Raw genomic sequence first — 25,264 nt, 5'->3', positions numbered from 1 at the left:
AACCCTGCGCCGCCCTGAGCACGCTTTGTCATGGCGTGCTCACCGCAGTGTGTTCGGTGAGGTTAGGAAGGTCTGGACCAATCGTCAAGAGGTCTGGACCAAAGGCCGGAAGTAAACCTCAAATGCCCAACTCCCGTGCGAGTACCGCCGCCTGGACTCGACTGCGCATCTCCAGCTTGCCCAGCAGCCTGCTGACATGCGTCTTCACCGTCGCCTCGGCCATCGAGAGCCGGACCGCGATCTCGGCATTCGACAGCCCCGCGCCGAGAGCGCCCAGCACCTCCCGCTCCCGCCGGGTGAGAGCGTCGAGCACCGCCGGATCCGGCGTGTTCGCATGCCGTACGGGGGTGCTCCCGGCGAACTCCGCGATCAGGCGGCGCGTCACGGCCGGGGCGATCATCCCCTCGCCGCGCGCCACCGTACGTACCGCTTCGAGCAGATCGTGCGCATCGGTGTTCTTCAGCAGAAAGCCCGCAGCCCCCGCCCGCAGCGCGCCGAAGACGTACTCGTCCAGATCGAACGTCGTCAGCACCAGCACATCCGCGAGTTGCTCGGCCACCACCTGCCCGGTCGCCGACACCCCGTCGAGGCGCGGCATCTGAATGTCCATCAGCACCAGATCCGGTCGCAGCTCGCGGGCCAGACGTACCGCCTCCTCGCCGTCCCCCGCCTCGCCGACGACCTCGATGTCCGGCGCGCTGCGCAGAATGAGCACCAGCCCCGCACGGACGGCCGACTGGTCCTCGGCGACCACAACCCGGATCGTCATGCCCTCACGGTCCCTTCCTCCACGGGCAGTTCGGCCCGTACCCGCCAGATCTCCGTCCCGCTGCCGGTGCTCACCGCACCCGCCTCGATCTCTCCGCCCAGCAGCGCCACCCGCTCCCGCATCCCCACCAGGCCGGCCCCCGATCCGGGTGCGCGCGGCCCGGGACGGTCCCCGAACACACTGCTGACCTCCACCGTGAGCAGCTGCCCGGCCCGCCCGAGCCGCACCACGACCGGGCCGGGCGCGGCATGCTTGAGTGCGTTCGTCAGGGACTCCTGGACGATCCGGTAGGTGGCCAGCTCGACCGGCGCGGGCAACGGGCCCTGATCGCCGCGGGTGTCCTCGAAGGCGCAGGTCAGTCCGCTCGACGCGGCGTTCGTGCGGGTCTGCTCGACCAGTGCGTCCAGCGAGGCGAGCGTCGGCGAGGCGCTCGGCTCCGGGCTCGCGCCGCCGGTGCGCAGCAGCCCGATCAGCCGGCGCATCTCGGCGAGACCGTCGACGCTGTTCTCCCGGATCACCCCCAGCGCGTCGCGCGAGGTGCCGGGGTCGTCGATGGAGAGGGCGGCGGTGGAGTGGATGGCGATCGCGGAGAGATGGTTCGCCACCATGTCGTGCAGCTCGCGGGCCATCCGGGTGCGCTCGGCGGTCACCGCCTGGGCGCGGTCCATTTCGGCCAGCAGCGCGGTCTGATCGGCGCGCAGCCTGGCGGTCTCGGCGGCGTCGCGGTGGTTGCGGACGCTGACCCCGGTGATGGCGGGCAGGAACGAGATCATTCCGCTGACCACGCCGATGAGCAGCGCCTGGGGATTGCGGAACCATGCCAGGAACCCGATCGTGACCGCGACCGTGATCAGGAACGTGGTCACCGGGATACGGCGGGCGGCGGCCGGTGTCCCGTACAGCACGGCCGCGTACATCAGATCGGTGAACATCAGGACCGTCGCCAGATTGCCGACCGTGAACTGGTCCGCGACCAGTGCGAGCGTGCCGACGACCAGCGCCGTCTGCGGAGCAGTCCTGCGTACCAGTTCGAGCGCCGAGACGACGGCGAGCGGCAGCAGGGAGATCCAGGGGGCGACGAAGGTCCGGTCGCCCTGCATGTGCAGCCCGAGCATCCACAGGAACAGACCGCCGCAGAGACCGATGGCAGCGATGAGCACGTCGTGGCGGTGCGGGCGGGCGTAGGGGAGCACCCTCCTATCCAACACGGCGGCTTCCCTCCGGACCTCCGTACCGGGGGCGATCCACGAGTACATCGAAGTATGCAGTCACGGTTCGTCACTGCCGACGACGACTCCGGGCACCTCGGCCGGAAGGCTGGAGGCAACGGGAAGGAGAAGTGCCGTGATCGTCACGCTGATCGTGTTCTGCGAAGTCGCTTTCTGGGTGCTGCTGGCCGCGGGGCTCGTACTGCGCTACCCGGCGAAGAAGCCGCGGCTGGGTGCGGCCGTGCTGCTGTGCGAGCCGCTGCTGGAGGTCGTGCTGCTGGTGGTGACGGCCATCGACCTGAAGAACGGCGCCGAGCCCGACTGGAAGCACGGGCTCGCCGCGGTCTACATCGGCTTCACGGTGGGGCTCGGCCACTCCACGATCCGCTGGGCCGACGCCCGGGTCGCCCACCGCTTCGCGGGCGGCCCGCCGCCGGTGAAGCCGCCGAAATACGGCATGGAGCGCGCGGCGCACGAGTGGCGGGTCGCGGCACGGTGGACCCTCGCGGCCGTGACGGCGCTGGCGCTGCTGCAGGCGGCGATCTGGTACGTGGGCGGGGACGGGGATGTGACGTCGCTGCGGTCGTGGCAGCAGACGATGCTGTTCGTGATCGGGATCAACGTGGTCGTCGCGGGGAGCTACACGGTGTTCCCGAAACGGGAGGGGGCGGGGCGCTGAGAGGTCGGACGGGCTTGATTTTCAAGCCCGTCCGGCGATCGGGGACGACAACGGCTACCGCTCGCCGCCCGGTACCCACAGCACGTCCCCGACCTCCTTGTTCGCTGTCCTCGCGAGAATGAACAGCAGGTCGGAGAGCCGGTTGAGATACGTCGCCGTCAGCGCGTTCATCACCTCACCGTGCACCTCCAGCGCCGCCCAGGTGGACCGCTCGGCCCGCCGGACCACCGTGCACGCCTGGTGCAGCAGCGCCGCCCCCGGCGTACCGCCCGGAAGGATGAAGCTGCGCAGCTTCTCCAACTGCTCCAGGAAGTGGTCGCAGTCCGCCTCCAGCTTGTCGACGTAACTCTGCTCGACCCGCAGCGGCGGGTACTTCGGGTCCTCGACGACCGGCGTCGACAGATCCGCGCCCACGTCGAACAGGTCGTTCTGCACACGGACGAGGACCTTGACGACGTCCTCGGAGAGCTGCCCGAGCGCGATCGCCGTACCGATGACGGCATTGGCCTCATTGGCGTCGGCGTACGCGGAGATCCGCAGATCGGTCTTGGCGGTCCGGCTCATGTCGCCGAGGGCGGTGGTGCCCTGGTCGCCGGTGCGGGTGTAGATACGTGTCAGATTGACCATGCGGCCAGCCTAGTTACGCACCGGCCCTGCGGAAGACGCGTGTGCCCACCGTCACTGCGAGTGCCGCGAGGCCGAGGGCGACCAGGACGCCGTACAGCATGGAGGCGGTCGCGTACTGACCGAGGTACGCGTCCCGGATCGCGTCCACCGGATAGCGCAGCGGCATGAAGTGGGAGAGGACATCCAGCCAGCCCGGCGCGAGGGCCATCGGCAGCATCAGGCCCGACAGCAGCATCGACGGCATGGAGACCGAGTTGACGATCGGGCCGAACTCCTGCGGCCTGTCGACCTTCAGCGCGACCGCGTACGAGAGGGAGCCGAGGGAGACGGTCAGCAGGGCAACGAACGCGAACCCGATGAGCACCCCGGCAAGCGGCGCCCGCAGGCCCATGAGCAGCGCGGCGAGAACCAGCAGCACCGCCTGGAAGACGAACAGAGCGGCATCGCGCAGCACCCGGCCCAGCAGCAGGGCGAGGCGGCTGACGGGCGTGACGCGCATCCGTTCCACGACCCCGTAGTTCTTCTCGACGATGATCGAGAAACCCGAGAACAGGGCGCCGAACAGGCCGAGTTGAAGCAACAGCCCAGGCACGAGCACCTGCCAGGAACTGCCGCGCGACCCCAGGGGCAGGTTGGTCAGGAGCGGTCCGAACAGCAGAAGGTAGAGCAGCGGCATCAGCACGCCGAAGAGGATCTGGAACTTGGAGCGCAGGGTCTGGCGGGCGTAACGCCCGAAGATCAGCGCGGTGTCCTGCAGGAGCATGTCTCTCAACGTCCTATACGGCTACGGGGGTGGAGGCGGCCGGCGCCGGGCCGCGGCCGGTGATGGCGAGGAACGTGTCCTGGAGGGTCGCGTCGATCGACCCGCCGTGCGCCAGCTTCAGCGCGCTCGGCGTGCCCTCGGCCACCACGACGCCCTTGTCGACGATCACGAGCCGGTCGGAGAGAGCGTCCGCCTCGTCGAGGTAGTGCGTGGTCAGGAAGACCGTGGTGCCGTGCTCGTCGCGCAGGCGGCGGACCAGGTCCCAGAGGTCCGCGCGGCTCGCCGGGTCCAGGCCCGTGGTCGGCTCGTCGAGGAACAGGACCCGGGGGCGGTGCGTGAGCCCCATCGCGATGTCGAGGCGGCGCCGCTGGCCGCCGGAGAGCGCCGCCGTCCTGCGGTCCAGCAGGTCCACCAGATCCAGGTCACGCGCCAACTCCTCGGCACGCTCGACCGCTTGGGGCTTTGTCAGGCGGTAGAGCCGCCCTTGCGTGACCAGCTCCTCCCGCACGGTCACATTCGGGTCGACGCCGCCGGACTGCGCCACGTAGCCGACGGCTCGGCGCACGCCGACGGGATCGGCGGCCAGGTCGCAGCCGGCCACGGTGGCCGCGCCCCCGGTGGGCGGCAGCAGGGTCGTGAGCATGCGCAGGGTCGTGGTCTTTCCTGCCCCGTTCGGGCCGAGGAAGCCGAGGATCTCGCCCGGTGAGACGGTCAGGTCGATGCCGCGCACCGCCTCGACCGGGCCGCGTTTCGTCCGGAAGGTACGGGCCAGACCGGCCGTACTGATGATGGTCATGACCCCAGAAAAACAGAGTCCCTGAATTTTTGCAATGACACCAAAAATTCAGCGAGCCCAAAATGGTCCCGTGCCGCCTACGATGTGGCCATGGCAGAGGGGCTCAGGGAGCGAAAGAAGCGGCAGGCCAGACAGCACATCTCGGATGTGGCCACGGGACTGTTCCTGGAGCGCGGGTTCGACGCGGTGACGATCGCCGAGGTCGCCGAGGCGGCCGATGTCTCCGTCAACACGGTCTACAACTACTTCCAGGCCAAGGAGGACCTCTTCCTCGACCGGGCCAAGGGCAGCGTCGCGCGCCTCTCGCGCTTCGTGCGCGCCCGCGACAAGGGCGAATCCGCGGCCGTCGCGGTGCTGCGCGAGCTGCGGGGTGAGGTGGAAGCGGTGTCACCCCAGGTGGGCCTCATCGACGGCTACGACCGCTTCATGAAGGTCGTGGAGGGGGCGGCCGGGCTCCGGGCCCGCCTGTGGCACATGCAGCAGGAGAGCCTCGTGCTCCTTGAGGAGACCCTGCGCGAGGAGACCGGCGCGCATCCGGACGACCCGCTGCCGTCGCTGATGGCCGGGCAGATCAACTGGGTGCACAGCACCCTTCTGGCGCTCATCGGACGCGAGATGATGGCCGGCCGTTCCCCCGACGAGGTCTCCCGCGAGGCCCTCGGCCTACTCGACGACATGGAGGACCTCTTGAGTGAGAAGGTCCTCAACTACGCCCGGCGCGCCGCCGAATGACGTGTGCCGGTGTGATGTCCGTCATGTGAGACGTGACGCGCATCTCTTCACGGCCCCACGGCCCCTCACGGGTACTAATCTCCGCCGGAGAGCATGTGAACAACCGTTAAGACCGGGCCGTGCAGGGATCAGCTGCAGAGGCGAACAGAAACCAAGGGGTGCACACGTGGCCAGGAAGCTCGCCGTCATCGGAGCCGGACTCATGGGATCCGGCATCGCGCAGGTCTCCGCCCAGGCGGGCTGGGACGTCGTGCTGCGTGATGTCACCGACGAGGCCCTGACCCGTGGTCGTGACGGCATCAAGGCCTCGTACGACAGGTTCGTCTCCAAGGGGAAGCTGGAGGCGGCCGACGCCGATGCCGCGCTCGGCCGCATCACCACCACCACCGACCTCGACGCGGTCGCCGACGCGGATGTCGTCGTCGAGGCCGTCTTCGAGAAGCTTGAGGTCAAGCACGAGATCTTCCGGGCCCTCGATAAGATCGTCCGGGACGACGCCGTCCTCGCCTCCAACACCTCCGCGATCCCGATCACCAAGATCGCGGCCGTGACGGAGCGCCCCGAGCGCGTCGTCGGTGTGCACTTCTTCTCGCCGGTCCCGATGATGCAGCTCTGCGAGCTCGTACGCGGCTACAAGACCAGCGACGAAACCCTCGCCACCGCACGGGAGTTCGCCGAGTCCGTCGGCAAGACCTGCATCGTCGTCAACCGTGATGTGGCCGGCTTCGTCACCACCCGGCTGATCTCGGCGCTCGTCGTCGAGGCCGCCAAGCTGTACGAGTCGGGCGTCGCCTCGGCCGAGGACATCGACATCGCCTGCAAGCTGGGCTTCGGCCACGCCATGGGCCCCCTGGCCACGGCGGACCTGACCGGCGTCGACATCCTGCTGCACGCCACGAGCAACATCTACACCGAGTCCCAGGACGAGAAGTTCGCCGCGCCGGAGCTGATGCGCCGGATGGTGGATGCAGGTGACATCGGCCGCAAGAGCGGGCAGGGCTTCTACACGTACTGATCGATTTCGGTCCTCCGGTTGCCTGATCTGCCGTCGGTCAGGCCCGGAGGCCCGGGGGGCGTCTTCCGGAATCGGTGGATCCGCGCGGGTTCACGCCGGGCCTCAGTCACTCCACGGGGTGAATTCGGTATCGGTTCGCTTACAGACGGCAACTTCCCTGTCTCCGTCGCAGTCAGTTGTGGCAGAGACAGGACAGACAGACGAACCTTGCTACGGAGCAATTCCGGGGAGCGCATATGCACATCAGGGGCGACCACGCCGAGCTGGTCGTCGGGGGCCGCCTCGACGTCCGAAGCGCGGCGGACGCCCGTACGGCTCTGCACTCGGCCCTCGACAACGGAGTCGGCGACCTGGTGCTCGACCTGACCGAGCTGGATTCCTGGGACGCCACCGGGCTCGGCGTCATCATGGGCGCACACCGCCGGGCCGGACGGGCCGGACGACGGCTGGTGCTCCGTGGAGTGCCGCCGCAGATGCAGCGCCTGCTGGTGGCGACCCGGCTGCACCGCATTCTGGCCATCGAGGGCGGAATCGCCGCAGACTCCCTGCCGCGGGTGTAGGCCCTGCCCGGCCCCGGCCCGGCGGACGGGCCCCGGCCGTGCGGCGCGGCCGAAGGTGCACAATCCGTACGAGAATGTGCGCTTCGGACGGCGTGGCCCCCCGATTGTGCGCGGACACTGTGCGACGGTCTAGGGTTCGGCCGTCCGCCGATTGACGAACCCACCAGGCGGACACCGGACCAGAAGCGACAGCGGGGCGTGCGAGGCCGGGAGGGGCAAGCAATCGTGCGCGACGCGTCTGGGGGCATTGGCGATGGACCCGACACACCGGGGGCCGGAAGAGTACGGCCGGGACAACGACAGCTTCGGTGAGGGAACCGGCCGGCGACTTCCGTCCCGCGATCCTTCCCCGAGCTCTCAACTCCGTTCGAGCAGGGGAGGCCCCATCACTCCGGATCTGGGTCAGCAAACGCCGCAACAGGCGCGCGTCGTCCGGCTCATAGCGGGTGACTATCTCCTCACCGTCAACCCGGTCGACGGCAGCGAGGTCGAGCTGTGCCCGCCGGGGGAGCAGCCCGACCCGCCGGTCCGGCGCACCGCGACCGGGCGCGCCGACCGCGAACGCGCCACCGCACCGCCCGTGCCGCCGGGGCCGCCCGCCCCGCAGCTGCCCCTCCTGGAGCGTGCGGAAGAGCGCGAACGGCTGGCGCGCCTGCTGGCCCGCGGCCGCTCGGTGCGGCTCACCGGACCGGCCGGATCCGGCCGTACGGCACTGCTGGACGCCGTCGCCGCCGACTGCGCGGACCTCGCACCGGACGGAGTCGTACGGCTCTCCGGCTACAAGCGGACCGTCACCGACCTGCTGTACGGGCTCTTCGAGGCCGTCCATGACGCACAGCTGCACCGGCCCGACCGCACCGGTCTCCTCGAAAAGGTCCGGAGTGTCGGCGCCGTCGTCGTACTCGACGACCTGGAATTCGGCGGGGCCGCCCTGGAGGAGCTGCTCGAAGCCACTCCGGAGTGCGCCTTCCTGTTCGCGACGACTCCGGATATCGCCGCACCCACCACGGACTCGCACCTCGAAGAGGTCTTCCTCGCGGGCCTCGGCCGCAGCTCCTCGACCGACCTGCTGGAGCGGGTCGTCGAGCGTCCGCTCACCGACGAGGAGGCGAACTGGGCGGGAGACCTCTGGTTCGAGTCCGAGGGGCTGCCGCTGCGCTTCGTCCAGGCGGGCGCCCTGCTGCGCCAGCGCGACATGCTGCGCACCGACCCCGACGCGTACAGCGGCTTCGACGGCCGCCCCGCCGACGCACCCTTCGGGCACGACGAGGACATCGACGGCGTCCACATACCGCTGCCCAGCCTCGGCGAGGGCGCGGCGCCCGCCGCACTGCTCGCCTCACGGCTGAGCGGGCCCGCCCGCGACACCCTGCACTTCGCGGTCGCACTCGGCGGCGAGGTGCCGCACCAGGCGCATCTGCCGGCGCTCGTGGGGGACACCCACGCCGATGCCGCGCTCGGCGAACTGGCCGGCTGCGGACTGCTCTCCCCGGCCGGTCCCCGCTACCGGCTGGCCGCCGGTGTCCTCGCTCAGCTGGAGGCCGCCGGATACGGCGAGGACAGTACCGAGCGGGCCCGGACCGCGGCCCAGCACTACGCCTGGTGGGCCGGGCACCCCTCGGTCACCCCGGCACGGGCGACCGCCGAGGCCGACGCCGTCATCGCGGCGATGGCACAGCTCGTTCCCGGCGACGGGGCGGGGCAGACCAGCGTGGCCGTACTGCTGGCCCGCAGCGCCTCCCCGGCCTTCGCGGCAGGACTGCACTGGGGCGCCTGGGAGAGGGCCCTGCGGATCGGCCAGGAGGCGGCCAGGATCGCCGGAGAGGTCGCCGAAGAGGCGTACTTCCACCATGAGTTGGGCGTCCTCGCACTCTGCACCGGCAATCCGGACCGGGCCAGGGCGGAGCTGGAGACCTCGATCAGCATGCGCGGGGCGCTCGCCGACAAGTCGGGCGCGGTGGCCGGACGACGTGCGCTCGCCCTGGTCGAGGACCGCTCCGGTGGCCCGCTGCCCGGCGGGCGTATCCCAGTGGGCGATGAGGTGCCGGCCCCGCGGTACGAGGAGCCGGTGCCGCTGCCCGTAGGTCCGACGGCAGCCGTGACGCAGTCGCTGTCGCGGCCGTACGAGGACGCCACCGCGGTGATATCCCGGCAGGGCGCCCCCGCAGCTGCCTCGGGCGCGCGAAGAGGCCTTTTCGGGGTGTTGGGCGGGGCCCGGCGCAACCTGGTCGCGGCGGGCGCGGGCGTCGTCCTGGCCGGTGTGCTCGGCACGGTGGTGACGCTGGGGCTGACATCCGGCGGTGATGCCCAGGGGAATCCGGGTGTCACGAGCGAGGAGTCGACCGGTCAGGACGACCTCCAGGACGGCGCCCCGGACGACGGGCCGCAGGACGCTTCGACCCCTGGGGACACGGCATCCAGCAGCAGCGAGGTGACGCCGGGACCCTCGGGCAGCCAGGCCACGCCCGGCATGAGCGGTACGCCGTCCACGGACGACTCGTCCGCACCGGGCGACACCCCGGCGTCGGACAAGCCGTCCGGTCACAAGCCGCCCTCGGACAAGCCGACCAAGCCGTCCAGCCCGTCGAAGTCGCCCACACCGTCCAAGTCGTCCACCCCGCCCCCGACTCCGACGGAGACCGAATCCCCGGACCCGACGGACTCGGCGACCGAGACCCCGCCGACGTCGCCGAACACCTCCGATTCGGCGAGCGGGCCCGCTCCGTCGTCGGCCGGCAGCCCGACCGTGGCCTGAGCGGAAGCACGCGCGCGAACGCCGGACGCTCCCTGCGCGTCCGGCGTCCGCAGAGCGTCAGAACAGACGCAGCTTGTCGTCCTCGATGCCGCGCAGCGCGTCGTAGTCGAGCACCACACAGCCGATCCCGCGGTCCGTCGCCAGCACCCGCGCCTGCGGCTTGATCTCCTGCGCCGCGAAGATGCCCTTCACGGGGGCGAGGTGGGGATCGCGGTTGAGCAGCTCCAGATAGCGGGTCAGCTGCTCCACGCCGTCGATGTCGCCGCGCCGCTTCAGTTCCACGGCCACGGTCTGGCCGTCGGCGTCCCGGCACAGGATGTCGACCGGTCCGATGGCGGTGAAGTACTCACGGCGGATCAGGGTGTAGCCCTCGCCGAGTGTCTCGATCCGGTCAGCGAGAAGTTCCTGCAGATGTGCTTCGACGCCGTCCTTGATGAGGCCCGGGTCGACACCCAGCTCATGGGACGAGTCATGGAGGATTTCCTCCATCGTGATGATCAGTTTCTCGCCCGCTTTGTTGACCACGGTCCAGACGCCCGCGGTGTCGTCGGCGCCCTCCTTGAGGGTGCAGGGCGGTGACATCCAGTTGAGGGGTTTGTACGCCCTGTCGTCGGCGTGGATCGACACGCTCCCGTCCGCCTTCACCAGGATCAGACGGGGAGCGGAGGGCAGGTGGGCCGTGAGCCGGCCGGCGTAGTCCACGGAGCAGCGGGCGATGACGAGACGCATGGTCGGCAACGCTACTCGACGACAGGTGCTCCACGCGATTCTCCCTCTGCCACTCCTCTGCCGCCTCTCTCCGCCCGGATCGGGGTCCTAGGGGCTTGCCCCTCTTTGCTCCCCTTCGTTATTGGCCGGTTGTGTTCCCATTCTCCTGGTGCGGCCAGGACTGCACCCTTACGGTGGAAGCAGGAGGTCGCCGTCTGTGCACGCTGCGTCGCCGTCCTCCTTCCCTGCCCGTAAGGCCCCGGCCCGGCGTCGGGGTCGCGAGAGGAGAACCCATGTCGCTCGACGTCTCACCGGCGCTGTTGAAACAGGCCGAGCGAGGCGAGGTCGACGAAGCCGACTTCGTCGACTGCGTCCGGACCTCCCTGCCCTACGCATGGGAGATGATCAGCTCTCTGGTGGCTCAGCTGAAGGTCGACGGCGGAGAGTTCGCCGACAACCAGACGCCCCCGCCGGACGAGCAGGCACGTGGTCAGCTGCTGCGCGCGCTCGCGAGTGATGCGATACGCGGTGCTCTGCAGCGGCACTTCGGGGTGCGTCTGGCATTCCAGAACTGCCACCGCGTCGCGGTGTTCCCGCTGGACGCCTCGGTCGACGAGCGTCTGGCCCGCTTCACCTCGGTGAGGGGCCAGTTGCTCAATCAGTCGCCCGAACTACGGGACTGCTAAACGCTTCTGCTGCCGTTCCGGGCCGCGGGAGGTGCAACTGGCTCCGGGGCGGCAGCCCCCCGTACCTCTTACGACTGCTTATGTGAGCAGCGGCAGTACTTCGGTGCCCAGCCGCGCTACGTTCTCCTCCGTGGCTGCCAGATCTCCCGAACCCTCCACCAGGAGCGCGAAGCGGGTGATGCCTGTCCGCTCGGCGGTGGCGGCGAGCCGGTCGGCCGCGAGCCGGGGCGGGCCCACCGGATGAAGGCCGCACAGCAGCTCCGTATAGGCGACCGGGTCGCGCATCGCCCGGTGCCGGCCGTCGACCGTCACATGGGCGTCCAGGCCCTGTCGCAGCCAGCCGGGCATCGCCTTCACGAGCGTCTCCACGGCGTCCTCGGCACGGTCGGCGATCTGGGCCACTCCTGCGGACACATGTCCGGCCTCCCGGACGCTCTCGGGCGAGCGGCCCGCGGCGAGGGCGGCGGAGCGCCACAGGGCGACCATCTCGGCCTTCTCCTCGTCCCCGCAGTGCATACCGAGCAGCATCGGCAGGCCGTTCTCCGCGGCGAGCTTCACCGACTTCGGCGAGGTGCACGCGACGATCACCTCGGGGCGGCCGGGGCTCTCGCCTCCGTCCTGACCGAGCAGCTCGTCGGCCCGGGGGACCACCGCCACTTCGCGGAAGCCGTACCGCTCCCCGTTCCCCGCCACCCGGGGTTTGTCCAGCCAGTCGAGCAGCAGCTCCAGGGACTCCGGGAAGCCCTTCTCGTACGCCTCCAGGCCCGCTCCGAACACCTCCAGATCCACCCAGGGGCCGCCCCGGCCGACGCCGAGCGTGAATCTGCCGCCGCTGGTGAGATGGAGCAGCGCGGCCTGTTCGCCCAGCGCGACCGGATGCTGGGTCGGCAGCACGCTCACCGCCGTACCCACCCGGATTCTCCGGGTGCGGCCGAGCAGCAGCGCGGCCAGGGTGACGGCGGACGGGCAGACCCCGTACGGCACGAAATGATGTTCTGCCAGCCAGACCGAGTCGAGCCCGGATTCCTCCGCGACCTCGGTGGACCGGATCGCGCGATGCAGCGCTTCCCCCGGCCCCTGTCCCGGAAACTGGGCTGCCAGTACGAACGTTCCCACGCGCATCGCCAATTGCCTCCTTGCGGCCGACGCGGCTCTCCCCTGCTGGCAACAACGTCTGACACGTGCCAAAGGCACGGTCCAGAGAGAAGTTGTTGCGATTTTCCGGTAACTCACCCCTTCCCGGGCGCCGCCCCGTGCGGTGCGGGACACCTGGCTCGGCCAAATGGCCCTACGCTGGACGGGAACTGCCCAGCCTGCCCCGTGAGGTGTCACGTGTCCCCGCGCCGCAACCGCCCCCGAGGCGGCGAGAGTCCCCACGACAGCGCAGCGGAGCCGGGGGCCCGGTACGGCGGCGGCGGACGCACCGAGGACTGGCAGGGCGAGGAGTGGTCCGTCCGCCCCGTGAGCGGCGCGAGCGCGGCAGGCAAGCGGTACCGCTGCCCCGGCTGCGACCAGGAGATCCCGTCCGGCGTCCCGCACCTGGTGGCCTGGTCCGAGTACGGCGGGATCGACGACCGCAGGCACTGGCACAAGGCCTGCTGGAACGCGAAGGACCGCCGCACCACGCAGGTGCAGCGGTCCAGGAACGCGCCTCGCTACTGAGCCCCGGCGAACGGCGACCGGTGGCCCGTCAGACGTCGCGGTTCTCGAGCGTCAGATAGGCACCGATCAGGGCCACGCCCGTGACGCCGATCATGATCCACAACGACTCCCAGCCGGACGGCCCCGACCCGGTGACCGAGGTGTCGTAGAGCGCGCTGAGCTGGCTGGGGATCGAGTACTCGAAGAGTGCCTGCCGCAGGTCGGCGAGCGACTCCGAGAACATGAACATGGCCAGCACGAGCGGCAGCAGCACCACCCCGATCATGATTGTGATCGCACCCGCGGAGTGCCGGATGAGAGCGCCGACCGCGAGCGAGAGCAGTCCCAGCGTCGCGATGTAGAGGCCGACGCCGACAGTGGCGCGCAGCCAGTCGCCACCGGTGGGCGCCTCGCCGTCGAGGATGGCCGTCTGCAACACGCCGACCAGCGCGGTCGTCACGGTCGTGATGACGAAGGTGAGCAGGAAGAAGACGATCGCCTTCGCGGTCAGCACCCGCGCACGGCTGGGGCAGGCCGTCAGCGTCGTACGGATCATGCCGGTGCCGTACTCGGAGGCGATGGTCATCACGCCGAGCGTGATCACACAGATCGAACCGAGGAGCACACCGAAGAAGCCGAAGCTGAGCACCGGGACGTCGCCGATGTCGGTGTCGGCCATGTTCATGAGCACGGCCACCAGCAGTCCGAGGCCGAGCAGCAACACGATCATGATGCCGAGCGTCCACATCGTGGAGCGCACCGAACGGATCTTGGTCCACTCGGAGGCGAGCGCATCGCCGAGGGTGGCGCGGCGCAGCGGGATCGGTGAGGCGTAGAGCCCGGCCGGTGCGGCCTGCCAGTTCTGCTGCGGGACCGGGGCCTGCTGCTGGTACGGCGCCTGCGGGGTCGGCGGTGTGGTCATCGGGCGTCCTTGCTGGTCTCGCGCTCGGTCAGGTCTGCAGGGGCTGCGGCGGGCGCCGCCGGGGCCGGGGAGGCGGGGGCTGCCTGGACGCCCGCGTACGGGTTCTGTCCGGGCGGCGGCGGGGCGTACCAGCCCTGCTGCGGCATCTCCGGGACCGGCTGCTGCGGCGCCCCGTAACCGGGCTGCTGCCCGTACCCACCGGGCACCGGCTGCTGCAGACCGGCCTTCTGGTCCACCGTCGAGCGGTAGTCCACGGCGCCCTGCGTCATCCGCATGTACGCCTCCTCCAGCGAGGCCTGGTGCGGCGAGAGCTCCCACAGCCGGACATCCGACTCGTGTGCCAGATCGCTGATCCGCGGCAGCTGCAGACCGGTGATCCGCAGGGCCCCGTCCGGCTCGGACATGACCTGGCCGCCCGCCTCGGTGAGCGAGGCGGTCAGCTTCTCCCGCTGCTCCGGCACGCCGTCCGCGACCCGCACCCTGGCGAAGTCGGCCGAATTGGCGGAGATGAAGTCCTTGACGCTCATGTCGGCGAGCAGCTGCCCGCGGCCGATCACGATCAGATGGTCGGCGGTGAGGGCCATCTCGCTCATCAGATGGCTGGAGACGAAGACCGTGCGGCCCTCCGACGCCAGCATCTTCATCAGATTGCGGACCCAGAGGATGCCTTCGGGGTCGAGACCGTTGACGGGCTCGTCGAAGAGCAGCACCTGCGGGTCGCCGAGCAGCGCCGCCGCGATGCCGAGCCGCTGGCCCATGCCGAGCGAGAAGCCCTTGGACCGCTTCCGCGCGACGTCGTGCAGACCGACGACACCGAGCACCTCGTCGACCCGGGCGGCCGGGATGCCGGCGAGCTGGGCGAGCGAGAGGAGGTGGTTACGGGCGCTGCGCCCGCCGTGCACCGCCTTCGCGTCCAGCAGCGCGCCCACCTGTCGGGGGGCGTTCGGCAGGCTGCGGAAGGGGTGGCCGCCGATCGTGACATGGCCGGAGGTCGGTCGGTCCAGGCCCAGCATCATGCGCATGGTGGTGGACTTGCCCGACCCGTTGGGACCGAGGAATCCGGTGACGGCACCCGGCCGCACCTGGAAGGAAAGGTTGTACACGGCCGTCTTCGCGCCATAGCGCTTGGTCAGGCCGACTGCCTCGATCATGCTCCAGCCCCATCGACTTTGTCTGTCGTCGGGGCCCAGGCCGTCCGGCCGCACGCCCCCCGTAAGAGTTAGGAGGATATCCAGGCCTTGACGGTTCCGGCCAAGCCGTTACGGGAGCGCATCGCTTCCGGCAGAGCGGACGGAGTGCTTCCGGGCCGGTCGGGGCAGGGGTGTCCGTCCATCGGTCATGGGCGTCCGCCCACGGGTCATGCGTCTCGCTTCTTCAGCACGAGATAGCCGCCGACCAGCGCGGCCGCCACCCATGCGACCAGAATGCCGAGCCCGCCCCATGGCCCGTACGGAGCCGGGTTGCTGTTCATGGCGTCCGGAACCACCTGCATGATCTTGGATCCGGCCTGGTCGGGGAAGTAGCGGGCGACCTTCTTCGCGCCCGGGACCGCCGACAGGATCTGGGAGACCAGGAAGAAGAACGGCATCAGGATGCCGAGCGACAGCATGGAGCTGCGCAGCATCGTCGCCACACCCATGGAGAAGATCCCGATCAGGCCCATGTAGAGGCCGCCGCCGACGACCGCGCGCAGGACGTTGTCCGCACCGATGTCCGTGTGGTGATCGCCGAGGAGGGCCTGCCCGAGGAAGAACGAGACGAAGCTGGTGGCGATGCCGACCACCAGGGCGAGCACACCGGCCACCGCGACCTTGCTGAAGAGGAACGAAGCGCGCTGGGGCACGGCCGCCAGTGAGGTGCGGATCATGCCCGAGCTGTACTCCGTACCGACCACCAGCACACCGAAGACGACCATGGCCAGCTGGCCGAGGACCATGCCGGAGAAGCTGATGAGGGTCGGGTCGAAGGTGGCCCTCTCCGCCACGGGGAGGTCGTCGAACTGGGCGTTCATCAGGGCACAGAGCGCCGCGCTCATCGCGACGGTGACGACGAACGCGGAGATCAGGGTCCAGACGGTCGACGAGACCGTACGGATCTTGGTCCACTCGGAGGTCAGGACCGCGGGTACCGATGCCATCGTCGTCACGCCCCCTTGCCGGTGCCGGAGGTGCCGGGTGCGCCCGGCGTGCCGTTCCCGGCGGTGCCGGCGGCGGTCTGCTGGTTCCACTGATCGCCCCACTGCGGACCCACGGGCGGCGGTGCCTCACCGAGCTCCGAGTGCGCGTGGTACTCCACGGAGTCCGCCGTCATCTGCATGAACGCTTCCTCCAGGGAGGCCCGCTGGGAACTCAGCTCGTGCAGCACGATCTGATGCCGGGCGGCGAGCTCGCCCAGCGCCTCGGTGGTGGCCCCGTCGATCTCCAGCGTGCCGCTGCCCGTCTCGACCACGATCAGGCCCTCCTCGTGCAGCACATCGCGCAGCCGCTCCTGCTGCGGGGAGCGCAGCCGTACATAACTGCGGGAGTTCTGGTGGATGAAGTCGGCCATCGAGGTGTCGGCGAGCAGCCGGCCCTGACCGATCACGATCAAGTGGTCCGCGGTGAGTGCCATTTCGCTCATCAGATGCGAGGAGACGAAGATCGTCCGGCCTTCCGCGGCGAGCGCCTTCATCAGATTGCGGATCCAGTGAATTCCCTCGGGGTCCAGACCGTTGACGGGCTCGTCGAAGAGCAGCACCTGCGGGTCGCCGAGCAGCGCCGCCGCGATGCCGAGCCGCTGGCCCATGCCTAGGGAGAAGCCCTTCGACTTCTTCTTCGCCACCGCGCTCAGACCGACGGTGTCCAGCACCTCCGCGACCCGGCTCTCCGGGATGCGATTGCTCTGCGCGAGACAGAGCAGATTGTTGTACGCGCTGCGCCCGCCGTGCATCGACTTCGCGTCGAGCAGCGCCCCGATGTACTTGAGGGGTTCTTCCAGGTCGCGGTAGTGCTTGCCGTCGATGCGCACCGAACCGCTGGTCGGGTTGTCGAGATCGAGCATCATCCGCATCGTCGTGGATTTGCCCGCCCCGTTGGGGCCCAGAAAGCCCGTCACCATTCCAGGTCTGACGCGGCACGAAAGCCGGTCGACGGCAACCTTGTTGCCGAAGCGCTTGGTGAGGCCATCAAGCTCGATCATGCGTTCACGCTAGAACGGCCGCGCGCCCGGCGCCACCACAAGGGCGGAACCGGGCGCGCATGGGGTACAGCTGAGGTACTGCGGGGTCAGCGGGTCTGCTGAGCCGGGACGCCGCGGGTGACCGGCTCGTCGTCGGCGGGGGAGCCGGCGGCGGCCACCGCGGCACCGGTCAGCGTCGCCAGCATCTCGCGGACGTTGGTCAGCTGAGCGTTGATCGAGTCGCGGCGGTTGGTGAGCGCCGCCAGCTCGCGCTCCGACTCGCTGCGGATCCGGTCGGCCTTCGCGTTCGCGTCGGCCACGATGTCCTCGGACTGGCGCTGCGCGGTCTCCACCGTCTGACGGGCCCGGCGCTCGGCGTCCGTACGGAGCTTCTCGGCCTCCAGGCGGAGCTGCTCGGCGCGGTGCTCGATCTCGGCGAGGCGCTTCTCGGCCTTGGCCTGACGGGACGCGAGGTCGCGCTCCGACTGGTCGCGGCGCTTGGCCAGGTTGGTCTCGAAGTCCGCGGCGGCCTGGGCGGCCTTGGCGCGGGTCTCCTCGAAGAGGGCGTCAGCCTCCTCGCGCTTCTGCGCGGCGTCCTTCTGGGCCTCCGTACGCAGCGAGCCGGCCTCACTCTTGGCCTTCTCGACGATACGGACGCCCTCGTCCTCGGCCTTCGCCTTGCGCTCGGAGGCGAACGACTCGGCGTCGTTGCGTACCTGCTGGGCGGCCGACTCGGCGAGCTCACGGTGCTGCTCGGCGGCGCGACGGGCCTCCTCGCGCAGGTCCTTCGCCTCCTCCTCGGCCAGGCGGAGAATCTTCTCCACGCGCGCGCCGAGACCGGCGTACGACGGCTCCGCGTCGTTCACCTGGGCCTGGGCGTTCTGCGTTTCGAGGTGGAGCTCCTCGATGCGCTTTTCCAGAGACGTGATGCGGGTGAGAGCACTATCACGGTCGGCGACGAGCTTGGTAATGCGGTCATCCACCTGACCGCGGTCGTATCCACGTCGCACGAGCTCGAAGCCGAAGGGGGAGGAAGGGTCGCTCATGGGGTTCCTGTCGAATGAGACCGGTGAGGTGTTAGAGGGAATCCTAGGGGCCCGAGCGGCGTGTCATCGAGTGGATGCCCGTTTGATCTGGAGAATGACACCCCTTTTGAGTGGCTAACCCCCGCAACTCTTGCCACTCGGAGGGTTGAACGTCCTTGACGAAGCACGGGAGATGACAGGGCGACTACCCCTCGGACGACTTGCCACTCGATCGAGTGCCCGCCGAGGCCCCGGCTTTGACGCCACCGGTGGAGCCGCCGCCCGCGCCCTTGCCGCCGCCCGTCGGCGTCTCGAACGACTCCAGTGCCTCCAGCACGTCCTGGACACGGGAGATCTCGGTGTTGATGTCCTCGCGCCGGCGCACCAGCAGATCGAGCTCGCGCTTGCCCTCGTCCACCGTATGCTTCGCCTCGGCCTCGGCGTCGGCCCGCAGTTTCTCGGCCTCGCGGATCAGCGTGGCCTTCTTCTGCTCGGCCTCCTTCAGCAGCGCCTCGGCCCGCTTCACCGCCGCGATCCGGACCTTGCTCGCCTCCGAATTGGCGTCCGCCAGCAGCTCCTTGGCCTTGGCCGCCGCCTCGTCGCGCTGCTCGGTCGCCGCCTTCATCAGGTTGTCGACGCGCTCGCCCGCCGTCTTCATCTGCTCGGAGGTCTCCCGCCGGGCCCGGTCGTGCAGCTCCTCGATCTCGCTCTCGATCCGGGTCCTGAGCTCCTCGGCCCGCTCCCGGATGGCCGTGGCGTCCCGGCGCGCGCCGACCAGCAGCTCGTCCGCGTCCGTACGGGCGCGCTCCACCAGGGAGTTGCCCTCGACGGTCGCCTCCGAGGTGATCCGCACGGCCTCCTTGCGGGCCACGCCGACCATCGTGTCGGCCTGCTCCTCGGCCTCGGTGGCGGCGCGCAGCGCCTCCTCCTGGGCCTTGTTGATGAGCTGGTCCGCCTGCTCGGCGGCATCGGCACGGCGCTTCGCCGCGGCCTCCCGCGCCTCGTCGAGCAGCCGGTCGGCCTCCTGACGGGCCTCGGCACGCATCTGCTCGGCCGCCGCCTCCGCGTCGGCGCGTACCCGCTCCGACTCCTCGCGGGTACGGACCGCATGCTCCTGTGCGGAGCCGACGGTGGCCGCCGCCTCCGCCCGCAGCCGCTCGGCCTCGTCCATGGCCTCGCCCGTCACCCGGGCCGCCTGCTGCTGCGCCTCGTCAACCAGCTGGGTGGCCTGCTGCGTCGACTCCGTACGGGTCCGCTCGGCCTCGCTCGTCGCCTCGCCCACCAGCCGGTCGGCCTGGGTCGCGGCATCGGAACGCATCCGGTTGGCGTCCTCGCGGGCCTCGGCCCGGCTGCGAGCCGCGTCCTGCTCGGCCGAGGCCAGCGCATCGGAGGCCTCGGTACGCATCCGCTGGCTGTACTCCGCGGTGTCCGCGCGCAGCCGCTCCGACTCGGTGATCGCATCGGAGACGGTCCGCTCGGCCATCGCCTTCGCGGCCTCGGACTCCTCCTGCGCCTCCCGGCGGATCCGGCTCGCGTCCTCGCTGGCCCGCTCCCGCTCCGCGTACGCATCGGCGCGGACCCGGTCCGCCTCCTCCTGCGCCTCGGACTTCGTCCGCTGGGCGACATGCTCGGCGGTGGAGCGCAGCCCGGCGATCTCCGCCTCGGCCTGCTCCTGCAGCCCGCTGACCGAATCCCGTACCTGCTGGGCCGTCTGCTCGGCCGCAGAGACCATCTCGGTCGCCCGGCTGTCCGCCTCCTCGACCAGACGCTGGGCCTCGGCCTGCGCCTGCTCGACCCGCTTGCGGGCGGAGGCGAGAAGCTCCTCGCTCTGCTCGCGGGCCCGCTCGCGCTCCTGGTTCGCCTCGGCGCGCGCCGCGTCCAGGGTCTCCTCGGCCTCCCGGCGGCGCCGGTTCGCCTCCTCCTGCGCGGCGGCCAGCGCCTCGGCGGCCTCCGTGCCCACCCGCTCCGCGGCGGCAGCGGCCTCGGAACGCAGCCGGTCGGCGCTCTCCTGCGCCTCGGACTTGAGCCGCTCCGCCTCGGCGGCCGCCTCGCTGCGCAGCCGTACGGCGGCGGACTCGCCCTCCGCACGCGACTGCGACGCATCCGCCGCGGCCTCGGTACGCAGCCGCTCCGCCTCGGTCTCCGCCTGCTCCTGCAGCGCCCGCAGCCGCTCGGCGGCCTCCGCGCGCAGCCGCTCGGACTCCTCGTTCGTCTCGCGCCGGATGCGCTCCGCCTCGGCGCGCGCGTCCGTGAGTGCCTGCTCGGCGGTGGTGACCCTGGTCTCGGCCTCGTTGTGCAGCCGGGTCAGCTCGTCGGCCGCCTCCGCCTGCCGGGCCGCGACGGCACGCTCGGTCTCCTCGCGCAGCTCCGCCGCCGCCTGCTCGGCCGCGGTGGTGGTGGACCGGGCCTGCTCCTCGGACTCGGTACGCAGCTGCTCGGCCTCGGTGCGGGCGCGCTCCAGGGCCTCCTCGGCCTGCTTGCGCAGCGCGCCGGCGCGCTCGGCCGCTTCGGTACGGACCCGCTCGCTCTCCGCGCCCGCGTGGCCGCGCAGCTCCTCCGCGTCCGCTTTCGCCTTGGACAGCAGCTCCTCGGCGGTCCTCGCGCCTTCCTCGATCTGCTGGACGGCCTCGCGGCGGGCCTCGCCACGGATCCGCTCACCCTCGGCGACCGCCTCGGAGCGCAGCTGCTCGGCCTCGCCGCGCAGCCTGCGCGCCTCCTCCTGCAGCTCGACCGTCTTGGCCCGGTACTCCTTGGTGTCGTCCTTGGCCGCGCCCTTGAGCTGATCGGCCTGCTCCGCGGCCTCGCCGCGCAGCCGGTCCGCCTCGGCCTCCGCCTCGCGGCGGATCCGGTCGGCCTCCTCGCTCGCCGCCCTGGTGGTGGACTTCGCGTCCTCGGACGCCTTGGTCAGCACCTCCTCGGCGGCCCTGGCGGCCTTGGCGAGCTGGGCCGCGGCGTCCTCGGCGGCCGCCGTGCGGGCCTTCTCGGCCGCCTCGGACTTCAGCCGGTCCGCCTCGGCGCGGGCATCGGCGAGCGCCTGCTCGGACTCCGCCTTGAGCGTCTCGGCGTCCTTGGTGGCCTCGCCGACCAGCCGGGCGATCTCCGACTTGGCCGTACGGGTGCGCTGCTCGTTCTGCGACTCGGCGGCGGCCAGCCGCTTGACGGCGGCCTCCTTCGCCTCGGCGGTGACCTTCTCGGCAGCCAGGCGGGCCTCGCGCAGCTGGGTCTCGGCCTCCTGCATGCGCTGCTCGGCGGCCCGGTTCAGCTCGGCGGTCTGCTGCCGGGTCTGCTCGGTCTCGGCCGTCGTCGACGTACGCAGCTGCTCGGCGTGGCTGGTGGCCTCCTGCGCCTGGCTGGAGGCGGCGTTCAGCAGCCGCTCGGCGTCCTTGCGGGCGCGCAGCAGGAGCGCCTCGGCCTCGGCACGGGCCGACTCCGCCTCGGAGCCGAGCCGCTGCCGGGTCTCGTCCGCCAGTCGGCCCGTCTCGGCGCGCGCCGCCGCCAGGGACTGCTCGGCCTCGGCCCTGGACTCCTCCAGCAGCCGGCGGGCCTGGGACTCGGTCCTGGCCCTGAGCTGCTCGGCCCAGGCGACGTTCTCGTTGACATGGGACTCGACGGTCTGGCGGCGCTCGGCCAGCTCCTGGTCGAGCTGCTGGCGCCGCTGCACGGCCTCGTTGTGCAGCTCGGCCTGGAGCCGCGCCTGGTGCTCGGCGTGCTCCTGCAGGATCCGCTGTGTCTGCGCACGGGCGTCACGGAGCTCCCGCTCGGCGTCGGTCCGCAGCTGGTCGGCCTGGATCTGGGCATTACGGAGCAACTGCTCGGCCTGGTAGCCGATGTCCGCGCTGTCGTAGGCGGGACGGGTCGCGAGATTGCGCCGAGCCTCGTGCAGCTTGGCGCGCAAGACCTCGACCTGGTAACCGAGGTCCTCGGCGTGCTGGACGGCCTTCTCCCGGTCGGTCTTCAGCCGGTCCATCTCGGCTTCGAACCGCGAGAGATGGTCGTCTTCAGCTCGGTGGCTCTCCTGGCGTTCGTAGCCCCGCACTGCGCGGTCCCATCCGTCCCCTGGTCGCAACTCTCCAACGAGTACCGTTCGCCGGTGAACGGTCCCCCGGGGAATGGTGACAGATCAACGGCTGGGGACGCGGCGCGGCCCCGACCCGGCCCCGGCCCGGAACAGCCCACTCTACCGGGCCAGGTATCCGGAGGTCAGTGCTCCGCTGCGGACGTGACCAGTTCGGTGAGGACACCGTGGCAGTCCTTGGGGTGCAGGAAGGTGATCCGGGACCCCATCGACCCGGTCCTGGGCTCGTCGTACAGCACCCTGACCCCCTTCTCCCGGATCTCCGCCGCGTCGGCGTCGACGTCCGCGGTGCCGAAGGCGATGTGGTGGACACCCTCCCCATTCTTTGCCAGCCACTTGCCCACGGCCGAGTCGTCCCGGGTCGGCTCCAGCAGCTGGAGGTAGGAAGCACCACCGTCGGACGTATCGTTGATCTTGAGCATGGCCTCCCGCACGCCCTGCTCCTCGTTGATCTCGGAGTGGAACACCTCGAACCCGTAGGTCGAGCGGTAGAACTCGACGGTCCTGTCGAGGTCGAAACAGGCGATCCCGATGTGGTCGATTCGCGTCAGCATGCAACCAGTGCAGCGCTCCACCGATGGTTACGCAACGTGCGCGCGATCACACCCGCTGCCGGATGACGGGCGAGGTACCGCTCAGTACATTCATGTAAACCCTCGTTCACTCCTATTCCCAAGGGGCTGCGCCTCATGTCAGGAACGACCGGTACCACCTCAGTGATCGTCGCGGGCGCGCGTACGCCCATGGGCCGCCTCCTCGGCTCGCTGAAGAGCTTCTCCGGGGCCGATCTCGGCGGCTTCGCCATCAAGGCCGCGCTGGACCGGGCCGGCATCGGCGGCGACCAGGTCGACTACGTGATCATGGGCCAGGTCCTGCAGGCCGGTGCAGGCCAGATCCCGGCCCGCCAGGCCGCGGTCAAGGCGGGCATCCCGATGAACGTCCCCGCGCTCACCGTCAACAAGGTGTGTCTGTCCGGGCTCGACGCGATCGCGCTCGCCGACCAGCTGATCCGCGCCGGTGAGTTCGACATCGTCGTCGCCGGTGGCCAGGAGTCCATGACGAACGCCCCGCACCTGCTCCCGAAGTCCCGCGAGGGCTACAAGTACGGCGCGATCGAGATGCTCGACTCGATGGCGTACGACGGTCTGACCGACGCCTACGAGAACATCCCGATGGGCGAGTCCACCGAGAAGCACAACACCCGCCTCGGCCTGAACCGCGCCGACCAGGACGAGATCGGCGCCCTCTCCCACCAGCGCGCCGCCGCCGCCCAGAAGAACGGCATCTTCGAGGCCGAGATCACCCCGGTCGAGATCCCGCAGCGCAAGGGCGACCCGGTCCTCTTCGCCAAGGACGAGGGCATCCGCCCGGAGACGACCGCGGAGTCCCTCGGCAAGCTGCGCCCGGCCTTCACCAAGGACGGCACGATCACCGCGGGCACCTCCTCGCAGATCTCCGACGGCGCCGCCGCGGTCGTCGTCATGAGCAAGACCAAGGCCGAGGAGCTGGGCCTGGACTGGATCGCCGAGATCGGCGCCCACGGCAACGTGGCCGGCCCGGACAACTCGCTCCAGTCGCAGCCGTCCAACGCCATCAAGCACGCCCTGAAGAAGGACGGCCTGGAGGTCGCGGACCTCGACCTCATCGAGATCAACGAGGCGTTCGCGGCGGTCGCCGTCCAGTCGATGAAGGACCTCGGTGTCACCCCCGACAAGGTGAACGTCAACGGCGGCGCCATCGCGCTGGGTCACCCGATCGGCATGTCCGGCGCCCGTGTGGTGCTCCACCTGGCGCTGGAGCTGAAGCGGCGCGGCGGCGGCACCGGTGCGGCGGCGCTGTGCGGCGGCGGCGGCCAGGGCGACGCGCTGATCATCCGCGTCCCCAAGTAGGACCTGAGCAGGAACGGCCCCGGCCGGCGGTACGTAGTACACGTAGAGCACGCAGCGAGTGAACGGAGCGGTGATGGTGGACGTCCCCACCCTGGTCGAGCAGGCCCGTGCAGGCCGCCCGAGGGCCGTGGCCCGGCTCATCTCCCTGGTGGAGGGGGCGTCGCCGCAGCTGCGCGAGGTGATGGCGGCCCTGGCGCCGCTGACGGGCAACGCGTACGTCGTCGGCCTGACCGGCTCACCCGGTGTCGGCAAGTCGACATCGACGTCGGCACTGGTCTCGGCGTATCGGCGGGCGGGCAAGCGGGTCGGCGTCCTGGCCGTCGACCCGTCCTCGCCGTTCTCCGGCGGCGCGCTCCTCGGCGACCGGGTCCGGATGTCGGAGCACGCCTCCGACCCGGGCGTCTACATCCGCTCCATGGCCACCCGCGGACATCTGGGCGGCCTCGCCTGGTCGGCACCGCAGGCGATCCGGGTGCTGGACGCCGCGGGGTGCGAAGTGATCCTGGTGGAGACGGTCGGCGTCGGCCAGTCGGAGGTGGAGATCGCCTCCCAGGCCGACACCTCCGTCGTCCTGCTGGCACCCGGCATGGGCGACGGCATCCAGGCGGCGAAGGCCGGAATCCTGGAGATCGGCGATGTGTACGTCGTCAACAAGGCCGACCGGGACGGCGCGGACGCCACCGCCCGCGAGCTCAACCACATGCTGGGCCTCGGTGAGTCCCGCGGGCCCGGCGACTGGCGGCCGCCGATCGTGAAGACGGTCGCCGCCCGGGGCGAGGGCATCGACGAGGTCGTCGAGGCGCTGGAGAAGCACCGGGCGTGGATGGAGGAGCACGGAGTGCTCGCCGAGCGGCGCATGGCCCGTGCGGCCCGCGAGGTCGAGACGATCGCCGTCACGCGGCTGCGTGAGCGCATCGGCGATCTGCACGGCGACCGCCACATCGGCGCGCTCGCCGAACGCATCGTGGCGGGGAGCCTCGACCCGTACGCGGCGGCGGACGAGCTCGTGGCAGGACTCACCGGGGCCTGACCCGGCCGGACGGGTCCGGGAGCGGCGTGCGGGCCGCTCCCGGGACCGTCCGGAGACGTTTGTGCGCCGCCACCCCGGAACCGTCGCACCGCGCATCCCCGCCCCGGCCGCTGAGGAAGCGTCAGTTGTGGTTCGGAGGTGCGCTTCTCGTGCTGACCGGCGCTGCGACCGGTGACGTGTCCGTGGCAGGATTACGGCCGGATACGTGCACCGGGTGTCCGGCGTTCC

General features: G+C 70.6%; 23 protein-coding genes. 9 read left to right on the top strand and 14 right to left on the bottom strand.

The window, feature by feature from the left end; all coding sequences use genetic code 11:
• Nucleotides 1–118: 118 nt before the first annotated feature.
• Both ACGFU7_RS11345 and ACGFU7_RS11340 read right to left on the bottom strand, forming a co-directional pair.
• Nucleotides 119–769 carry a response regulator gene (locus tag ACGFU7_RS11345; protein ID WP_393694528.1) on the bottom strand — a complete coding sequence of 217 codons (651 nt, stop codon included), beginning with the start codon at nt 767–769 and terminating at the stop codon, nt 119–121.
• Nucleotides 766–1,962 (bottom strand): sensor histidine kinase, encoded by a 1,197-nt coding sequence (locus ACGFU7_RS11340; protein WP_393694905.1) that lies wholly within the window; start codon nt 1,960–1,962, stop codon nt 766–768. Before ACGFU7_RS11340 ends, ACGFU7_RS11345 begins: the two co-directional genes overlap by 4 nt.
• A gap of 151 nt (nt 1,963–2,113) precedes the next feature.
• Here ACGFU7_RS11340 and ACGFU7_RS11335 point away from each other — a divergent pair, with 151 nt between their 5' ends.
• Nucleotides 2,114–2,656 carry a hypothetical protein gene (locus ACGFU7_RS11335; protein WP_393694526.1) on the top strand — a complete coding sequence of 181 codons (543 nt, stop codon included), beginning with the start codon at nt 2,114–2,116 and terminating at the stop codon, nt 2,654–2,656.
• Between the two features lie 54 nt (nt 2,657–2,710).
• Here the strand turns inward: ACGFU7_RS11335 and ACGFU7_RS11330 are convergent, their stop codons facing one another.
• The 3 genes from ACGFU7_RS11330 to ACGFU7_RS11320 are packed head-to-tail and all read right to left on the bottom strand — an operon-like array spanning nt 2,711 to nt 4,842.
• Nucleotides 2,711–3,283, bottom strand: coding sequence for a cob(I)yrinic acid a,c-diamide adenosyltransferase (locus ACGFU7_RS11330; protein WP_393694524.1), 573 nt, complete (start codon nt 3,281–3,283; stop codon nt 2,711–2,713).
• A 13-nt stretch (nt 3,284–3,296) separates the two neighbouring features.
• Nucleotides 3,297–4,046 carry an ABC transporter permease gene (locus ACGFU7_RS11325; protein ID WP_393694522.1) on the bottom strand — a complete coding sequence of 250 codons (750 nt, stop codon included), beginning with the start codon at nt 4,044–4,046 and terminating at the stop codon, nt 3,297–3,299.
• Nucleotides 4,047–4,059: 13 nt separating this feature from the next.
• Nucleotides 4,060–4,842: an ABC transporter ATP-binding protein gene (locus ACGFU7_RS11320; RefSeq protein ID WP_393694520.1), complete on the bottom strand. Its 783-nt coding sequence runs from the start codon at nt 4,840–4,842 to the stop codon at nt 4,060–4,062.
• Between the two features lie 90 nt (nt 4,843–4,932).
• Here ACGFU7_RS11320 and ACGFU7_RS11315 point away from each other — a divergent pair, with 90 nt between their 5' ends.
• The 4 genes from ACGFU7_RS11315 (at nt 4,933) to ACGFU7_RS11300 (ending at nt 9,904) form a co-directional block, all read left to right on the top strand.
• Entirely contained in the window at nt 4,933–5,574 is a 642-nt protein-coding gene (locus ACGFU7_RS11315; RefSeq protein ID WP_393694518.1) for a TetR/AcrR family transcriptional regulator, read from the top strand.
• 166 nt (nt 5,575–5,740) lie between these two features.
• Complete coding sequence (locus ACGFU7_RS11310; RefSeq protein ID WP_327369892.1) at nt 5,741–6,589, top strand: 3-hydroxyacyl-CoA dehydrogenase family protein; 849 nt, start codon at nt 5,741–5,743, stop codon at nt 6,587–6,589.
• A 236-nt stretch (nt 6,590–6,825) separates the two neighbouring features.
• On the top strand, nt 6,826–7,149 hold the full coding sequence (locus ACGFU7_RS11305) for an STAS domain-containing protein (RefSeq protein ID WP_266357903.1): 324 nt from the start codon (nt 6,826–6,828) through the stop codon (nt 7,147–7,149).
• A 253-nt stretch (nt 7,150–7,402) separates the two neighbouring features.
• Entirely contained in the window at nt 7,403–9,904 is a 2,502-nt protein-coding gene (locus tag ACGFU7_RS11300) for an ATP-binding protein (protein ID WP_393694516.1), read from the top strand.
• Nucleotides 9,905–9,961: 57 nt separating this feature from the next.
• Here ACGFU7_RS11300 and nucS read toward each other — a convergent pair whose 3' ends face one another.
• Nucleotides 9,962–10,633 (bottom strand): endonuclease NucS, encoded by a 672-nt coding sequence (nucS, locus tag ACGFU7_RS11295; protein ID WP_093898543.1) that lies wholly within the window; start codon nt 10,631–10,633, stop codon nt 9,962–9,964.
• A 272-nt stretch (nt 10,634–10,905) separates the two neighbouring features.
• On the opposite strand from nucS, the gene ACGFU7_RS11290 reads away from it, so the two are divergent.
• Nucleotides 10,906–11,298, top strand: coding sequence for an SCO5389 family protein (locus ACGFU7_RS11290; RefSeq protein ID WP_393694514.1), 393 nt, complete (start codon nt 10,906–10,908; stop codon nt 11,296–11,298).
• A 78-nt stretch (nt 11,299–11,376) separates the two neighbouring features.
• On the opposite strand, the gene ACGFU7_RS11285 is transcribed toward ACGFU7_RS11290, so the two are convergent.
• The gene (locus tag ACGFU7_RS11285; protein ID WP_393694513.1) at nt 11,377–12,420 is read right to left on the bottom strand and encodes an LLM class flavin-dependent oxidoreductase; all 1,044 of its coding nucleotides are present in this window, start codon (nt 12,418–12,420) and stop codon (nt 11,377–11,379) included.
• Nucleotides 12,421–12,630: 210 nt separating this feature from the next.
• Here ACGFU7_RS11285 and ACGFU7_RS11280 point away from each other — a divergent pair, with 210 nt between their 5' ends.
• Nucleotides 12,631–12,960 carry an ATP/GTP-binding protein gene (locus ACGFU7_RS11280; RefSeq protein WP_393694511.1) on the top strand — a complete coding sequence of 110 codons (330 nt, stop codon included), beginning with the start codon at nt 12,631–12,633 and terminating at the stop codon, nt 12,958–12,960.
• A gap of 28 nt (nt 12,961–12,988) precedes the next feature.
• Here ACGFU7_RS11280 and ACGFU7_RS11275 read toward each other — a convergent pair whose 3' ends face one another.
• The 7 genes from ACGFU7_RS11275 to mce form a co-directional block, all read right to left on the bottom strand.
• Nucleotides 12,989–13,861, bottom strand: a complete 873-nt coding sequence (locus ACGFU7_RS11275; RefSeq protein WP_393694509.1) for an ABC transporter permease subunit — start codon at nt 13,859–13,861, stop codon at nt 12,989–12,991.
• Nucleotides 13,858–15,012, bottom strand: coding sequence for an ABC transporter ATP-binding protein (locus ACGFU7_RS11270; RefSeq protein WP_393694507.1), 1,155 nt, complete (start codon nt 15,010–15,012; stop codon nt 13,858–13,860). Before ACGFU7_RS11270 ends, ACGFU7_RS11275 begins: the two co-directional genes overlap by 4 nt.
• Nucleotides 15,013–15,218: 206 nt before the next feature.
• Nucleotides 15,219–15,998 carry an ABC transporter permease subunit gene (locus ACGFU7_RS11265; RefSeq protein WP_393694505.1) on the bottom strand — a complete coding sequence of 260 codons (780 nt, stop codon included), beginning with the start codon at nt 15,996–15,998 and terminating at the stop codon, nt 15,219–15,221.
• A 5-nt stretch (nt 15,999–16,003) separates the two neighbouring features.
• Nucleotides 16,004–17,038, bottom strand: coding sequence for an ABC transporter ATP-binding protein (locus ACGFU7_RS11260; RefSeq protein WP_393694503.1), 1,035 nt, complete (start codon nt 17,036–17,038; stop codon nt 16,004–16,006).
• Between the two features lie 86 nt (nt 17,039–17,124).
• Complete coding sequence (locus tag ACGFU7_RS11255) at nt 17,125–18,063, bottom strand: cellulose-binding protein (RefSeq protein WP_393694501.1); 939 nt, start codon at nt 18,061–18,063, stop codon at nt 17,125–17,127.
• Between the two features lie 184 nt (nt 18,064–18,247).
• Nucleotides 18,248–22,078 carry a polarized growth protein Scy gene (gene scy / locus ACGFU7_RS11250; RefSeq protein WP_393694499.1) on the bottom strand — a complete coding sequence of 1,277 codons (3,831 nt, stop codon included), beginning with the start codon at nt 22,076–22,078 and terminating at the stop codon, nt 18,248–18,250.
• Between the two features lie 164 nt (nt 22,079–22,242).
• Nucleotides 22,243–22,671 (bottom strand): methylmalonyl-CoA epimerase, encoded by a 429-nt coding sequence (mce, locus tag ACGFU7_RS11245; RefSeq protein WP_393694497.1) that lies wholly within the window; start codon nt 22,669–22,671, stop codon nt 22,243–22,245.
• A 135-nt stretch (nt 22,672–22,806) separates the two neighbouring features.
• Between mce and ACGFU7_RS11240 the strand changes: the two genes are divergently transcribed.
• Together ACGFU7_RS11240 and meaB are read left to right on the top strand one after the other, a co-directional pair.
• Entirely contained in the window at nt 22,807–24,006 is a 1,200-nt protein-coding gene (locus ACGFU7_RS11240) for an acetyl-CoA C-acetyltransferase (protein ID WP_393694495.1), read from the top strand.
• Between the two features lie 73 nt (nt 24,007–24,079).
• A complete protein-coding gene (meaB, locus tag ACGFU7_RS11235) occupies nt 24,080–25,036 on the top strand; it encodes a methylmalonyl Co-A mutase-associated GTPase MeaB (RefSeq protein ID WP_383968152.1) in 957 nt (318 codons plus the stop codon).
• Nucleotides 25,037–25,264: the final 228 nt, after the last annotated feature.

This window comes from Streptomyces sp. NPDC048473 (assembly GCF_043200155.1).
GTDB lineage: Bacteria > Actinomycetota > Actinomycetes > Streptomycetales > Streptomycetaceae > Streptomyces.
Note: the sequence above shows the minus strand (reverse complement) of the source record. Positions and strands in the feature narration are given on the sequence as shown.

Coding starts and splice junctions, on each gene's coding strand:
- ACGFU7_RS11345 (WP_393694528.1), bottom strand. CDS start 769: ATGACGATCCGGGTTGTGGTCGCCGAGGACCAGTCGGCCGTCCGTGCG.
- ACGFU7_RS11330 (WP_393694524.1), bottom strand. CDS start 3,283: ATGGTCAATCTGACACGTATCTACACCCGCACCGGCGACCAGGGCACC.
- ACGFU7_RS11325 (WP_393694522.1), bottom strand. CDS start 4,046: ATGCTCCTGCAGGACACCGCGCTGATCTTCGGGCGTTACGCCCGCCAG.
- ACGFU7_RS11320 (WP_393694520.1), bottom strand. CDS start 4,842: ATGACCATCATCAGTACGGCCGGTCTGGCCCGTACCTTCCGGACGAAA.
- ACGFU7_RS11315 (WP_393694518.1), top strand. CDS start 4,933: ATGGCAGAGGGGCTCAGGGAGCGAAAGAAGCGGCAGGCCAGACAGCAC.
- ACGFU7_RS11305 (WP_266357903.1), top strand. CDS start 6,826: ATGCACATCAGGGGCGACCACGCCGAGCTGGTCGTCGGGGGCCGCCTC.
- ACGFU7_RS11300 (WP_393694516.1), top strand. CDS start 7,403: ATGGACCCGACACACCGGGGGCCGGAAGAGTACGGCCGGGACAACGAC.
- nucS (WP_093898543.1), bottom strand. CDS start 10,633: ATGCGTCTCGTCATCGCCCGCTGCTCCGTGGACTACGCCGGCCGGCTC.
- ACGFU7_RS11290 (WP_393694514.1), top strand. CDS start 10,906: ATGTCGCTCGACGTCTCACCGGCGCTGTTGAAACAGGCCGAGCGAGGC.
- ACGFU7_RS11285 (WP_393694513.1), bottom strand. CDS start 12,420: ATGCGCGTGGGAACGTTCGTACTGGCAGCCCAGTTTCCGGGACAGGGG.
- ACGFU7_RS11275 (WP_393694509.1), bottom strand. CDS start 13,861: ATGACCACACCGCCGACCCCGCAGGCGCCGTACCAGCAGCAGGCCCCG.
- ACGFU7_RS11270 (WP_393694507.1), bottom strand. CDS start 15,012: ATGATCGAGGCAGTCGGCCTGACCAAGCGCTATGGCGCGAAGACGGCC.
- ACGFU7_RS11265 (WP_393694505.1), bottom strand. CDS start 15,998: ATGGCATCGGTACCCGCGGTCCTGACCTCCGAGTGGACCAAGATCCGT.
- ACGFU7_RS11260 (WP_393694503.1), bottom strand. CDS start 17,038: ATGATCGAGCTTGATGGCCTCACCAAGCGCTTCGGCAACAAGGTTGCC.
- ACGFU7_RS11255 (WP_393694501.1), bottom strand. CDS start 18,063: ATGAGCGACCCTTCCTCCCCCTTCGGCTTCGAGCTCGTGCGACGTGGA.
- mce (WP_393694497.1), bottom strand. CDS start 22,671: ATGCTGACGCGAATCGACCACATCGGGATCGCCTGTTTCGACCTCGAC.
- ACGFU7_RS11240 (WP_393694495.1), top strand. CDS start 22,807: ATGTCAGGAACGACCGGTACCACCTCAGTGATCGTCGCGGGCGCGCGT.
- meaB (WP_383968152.1), top strand. CDS start 24,080: ATGGTGGACGTCCCCACCCTGGTCGAGCAGGCCCGTGCAGGCCGCCCG.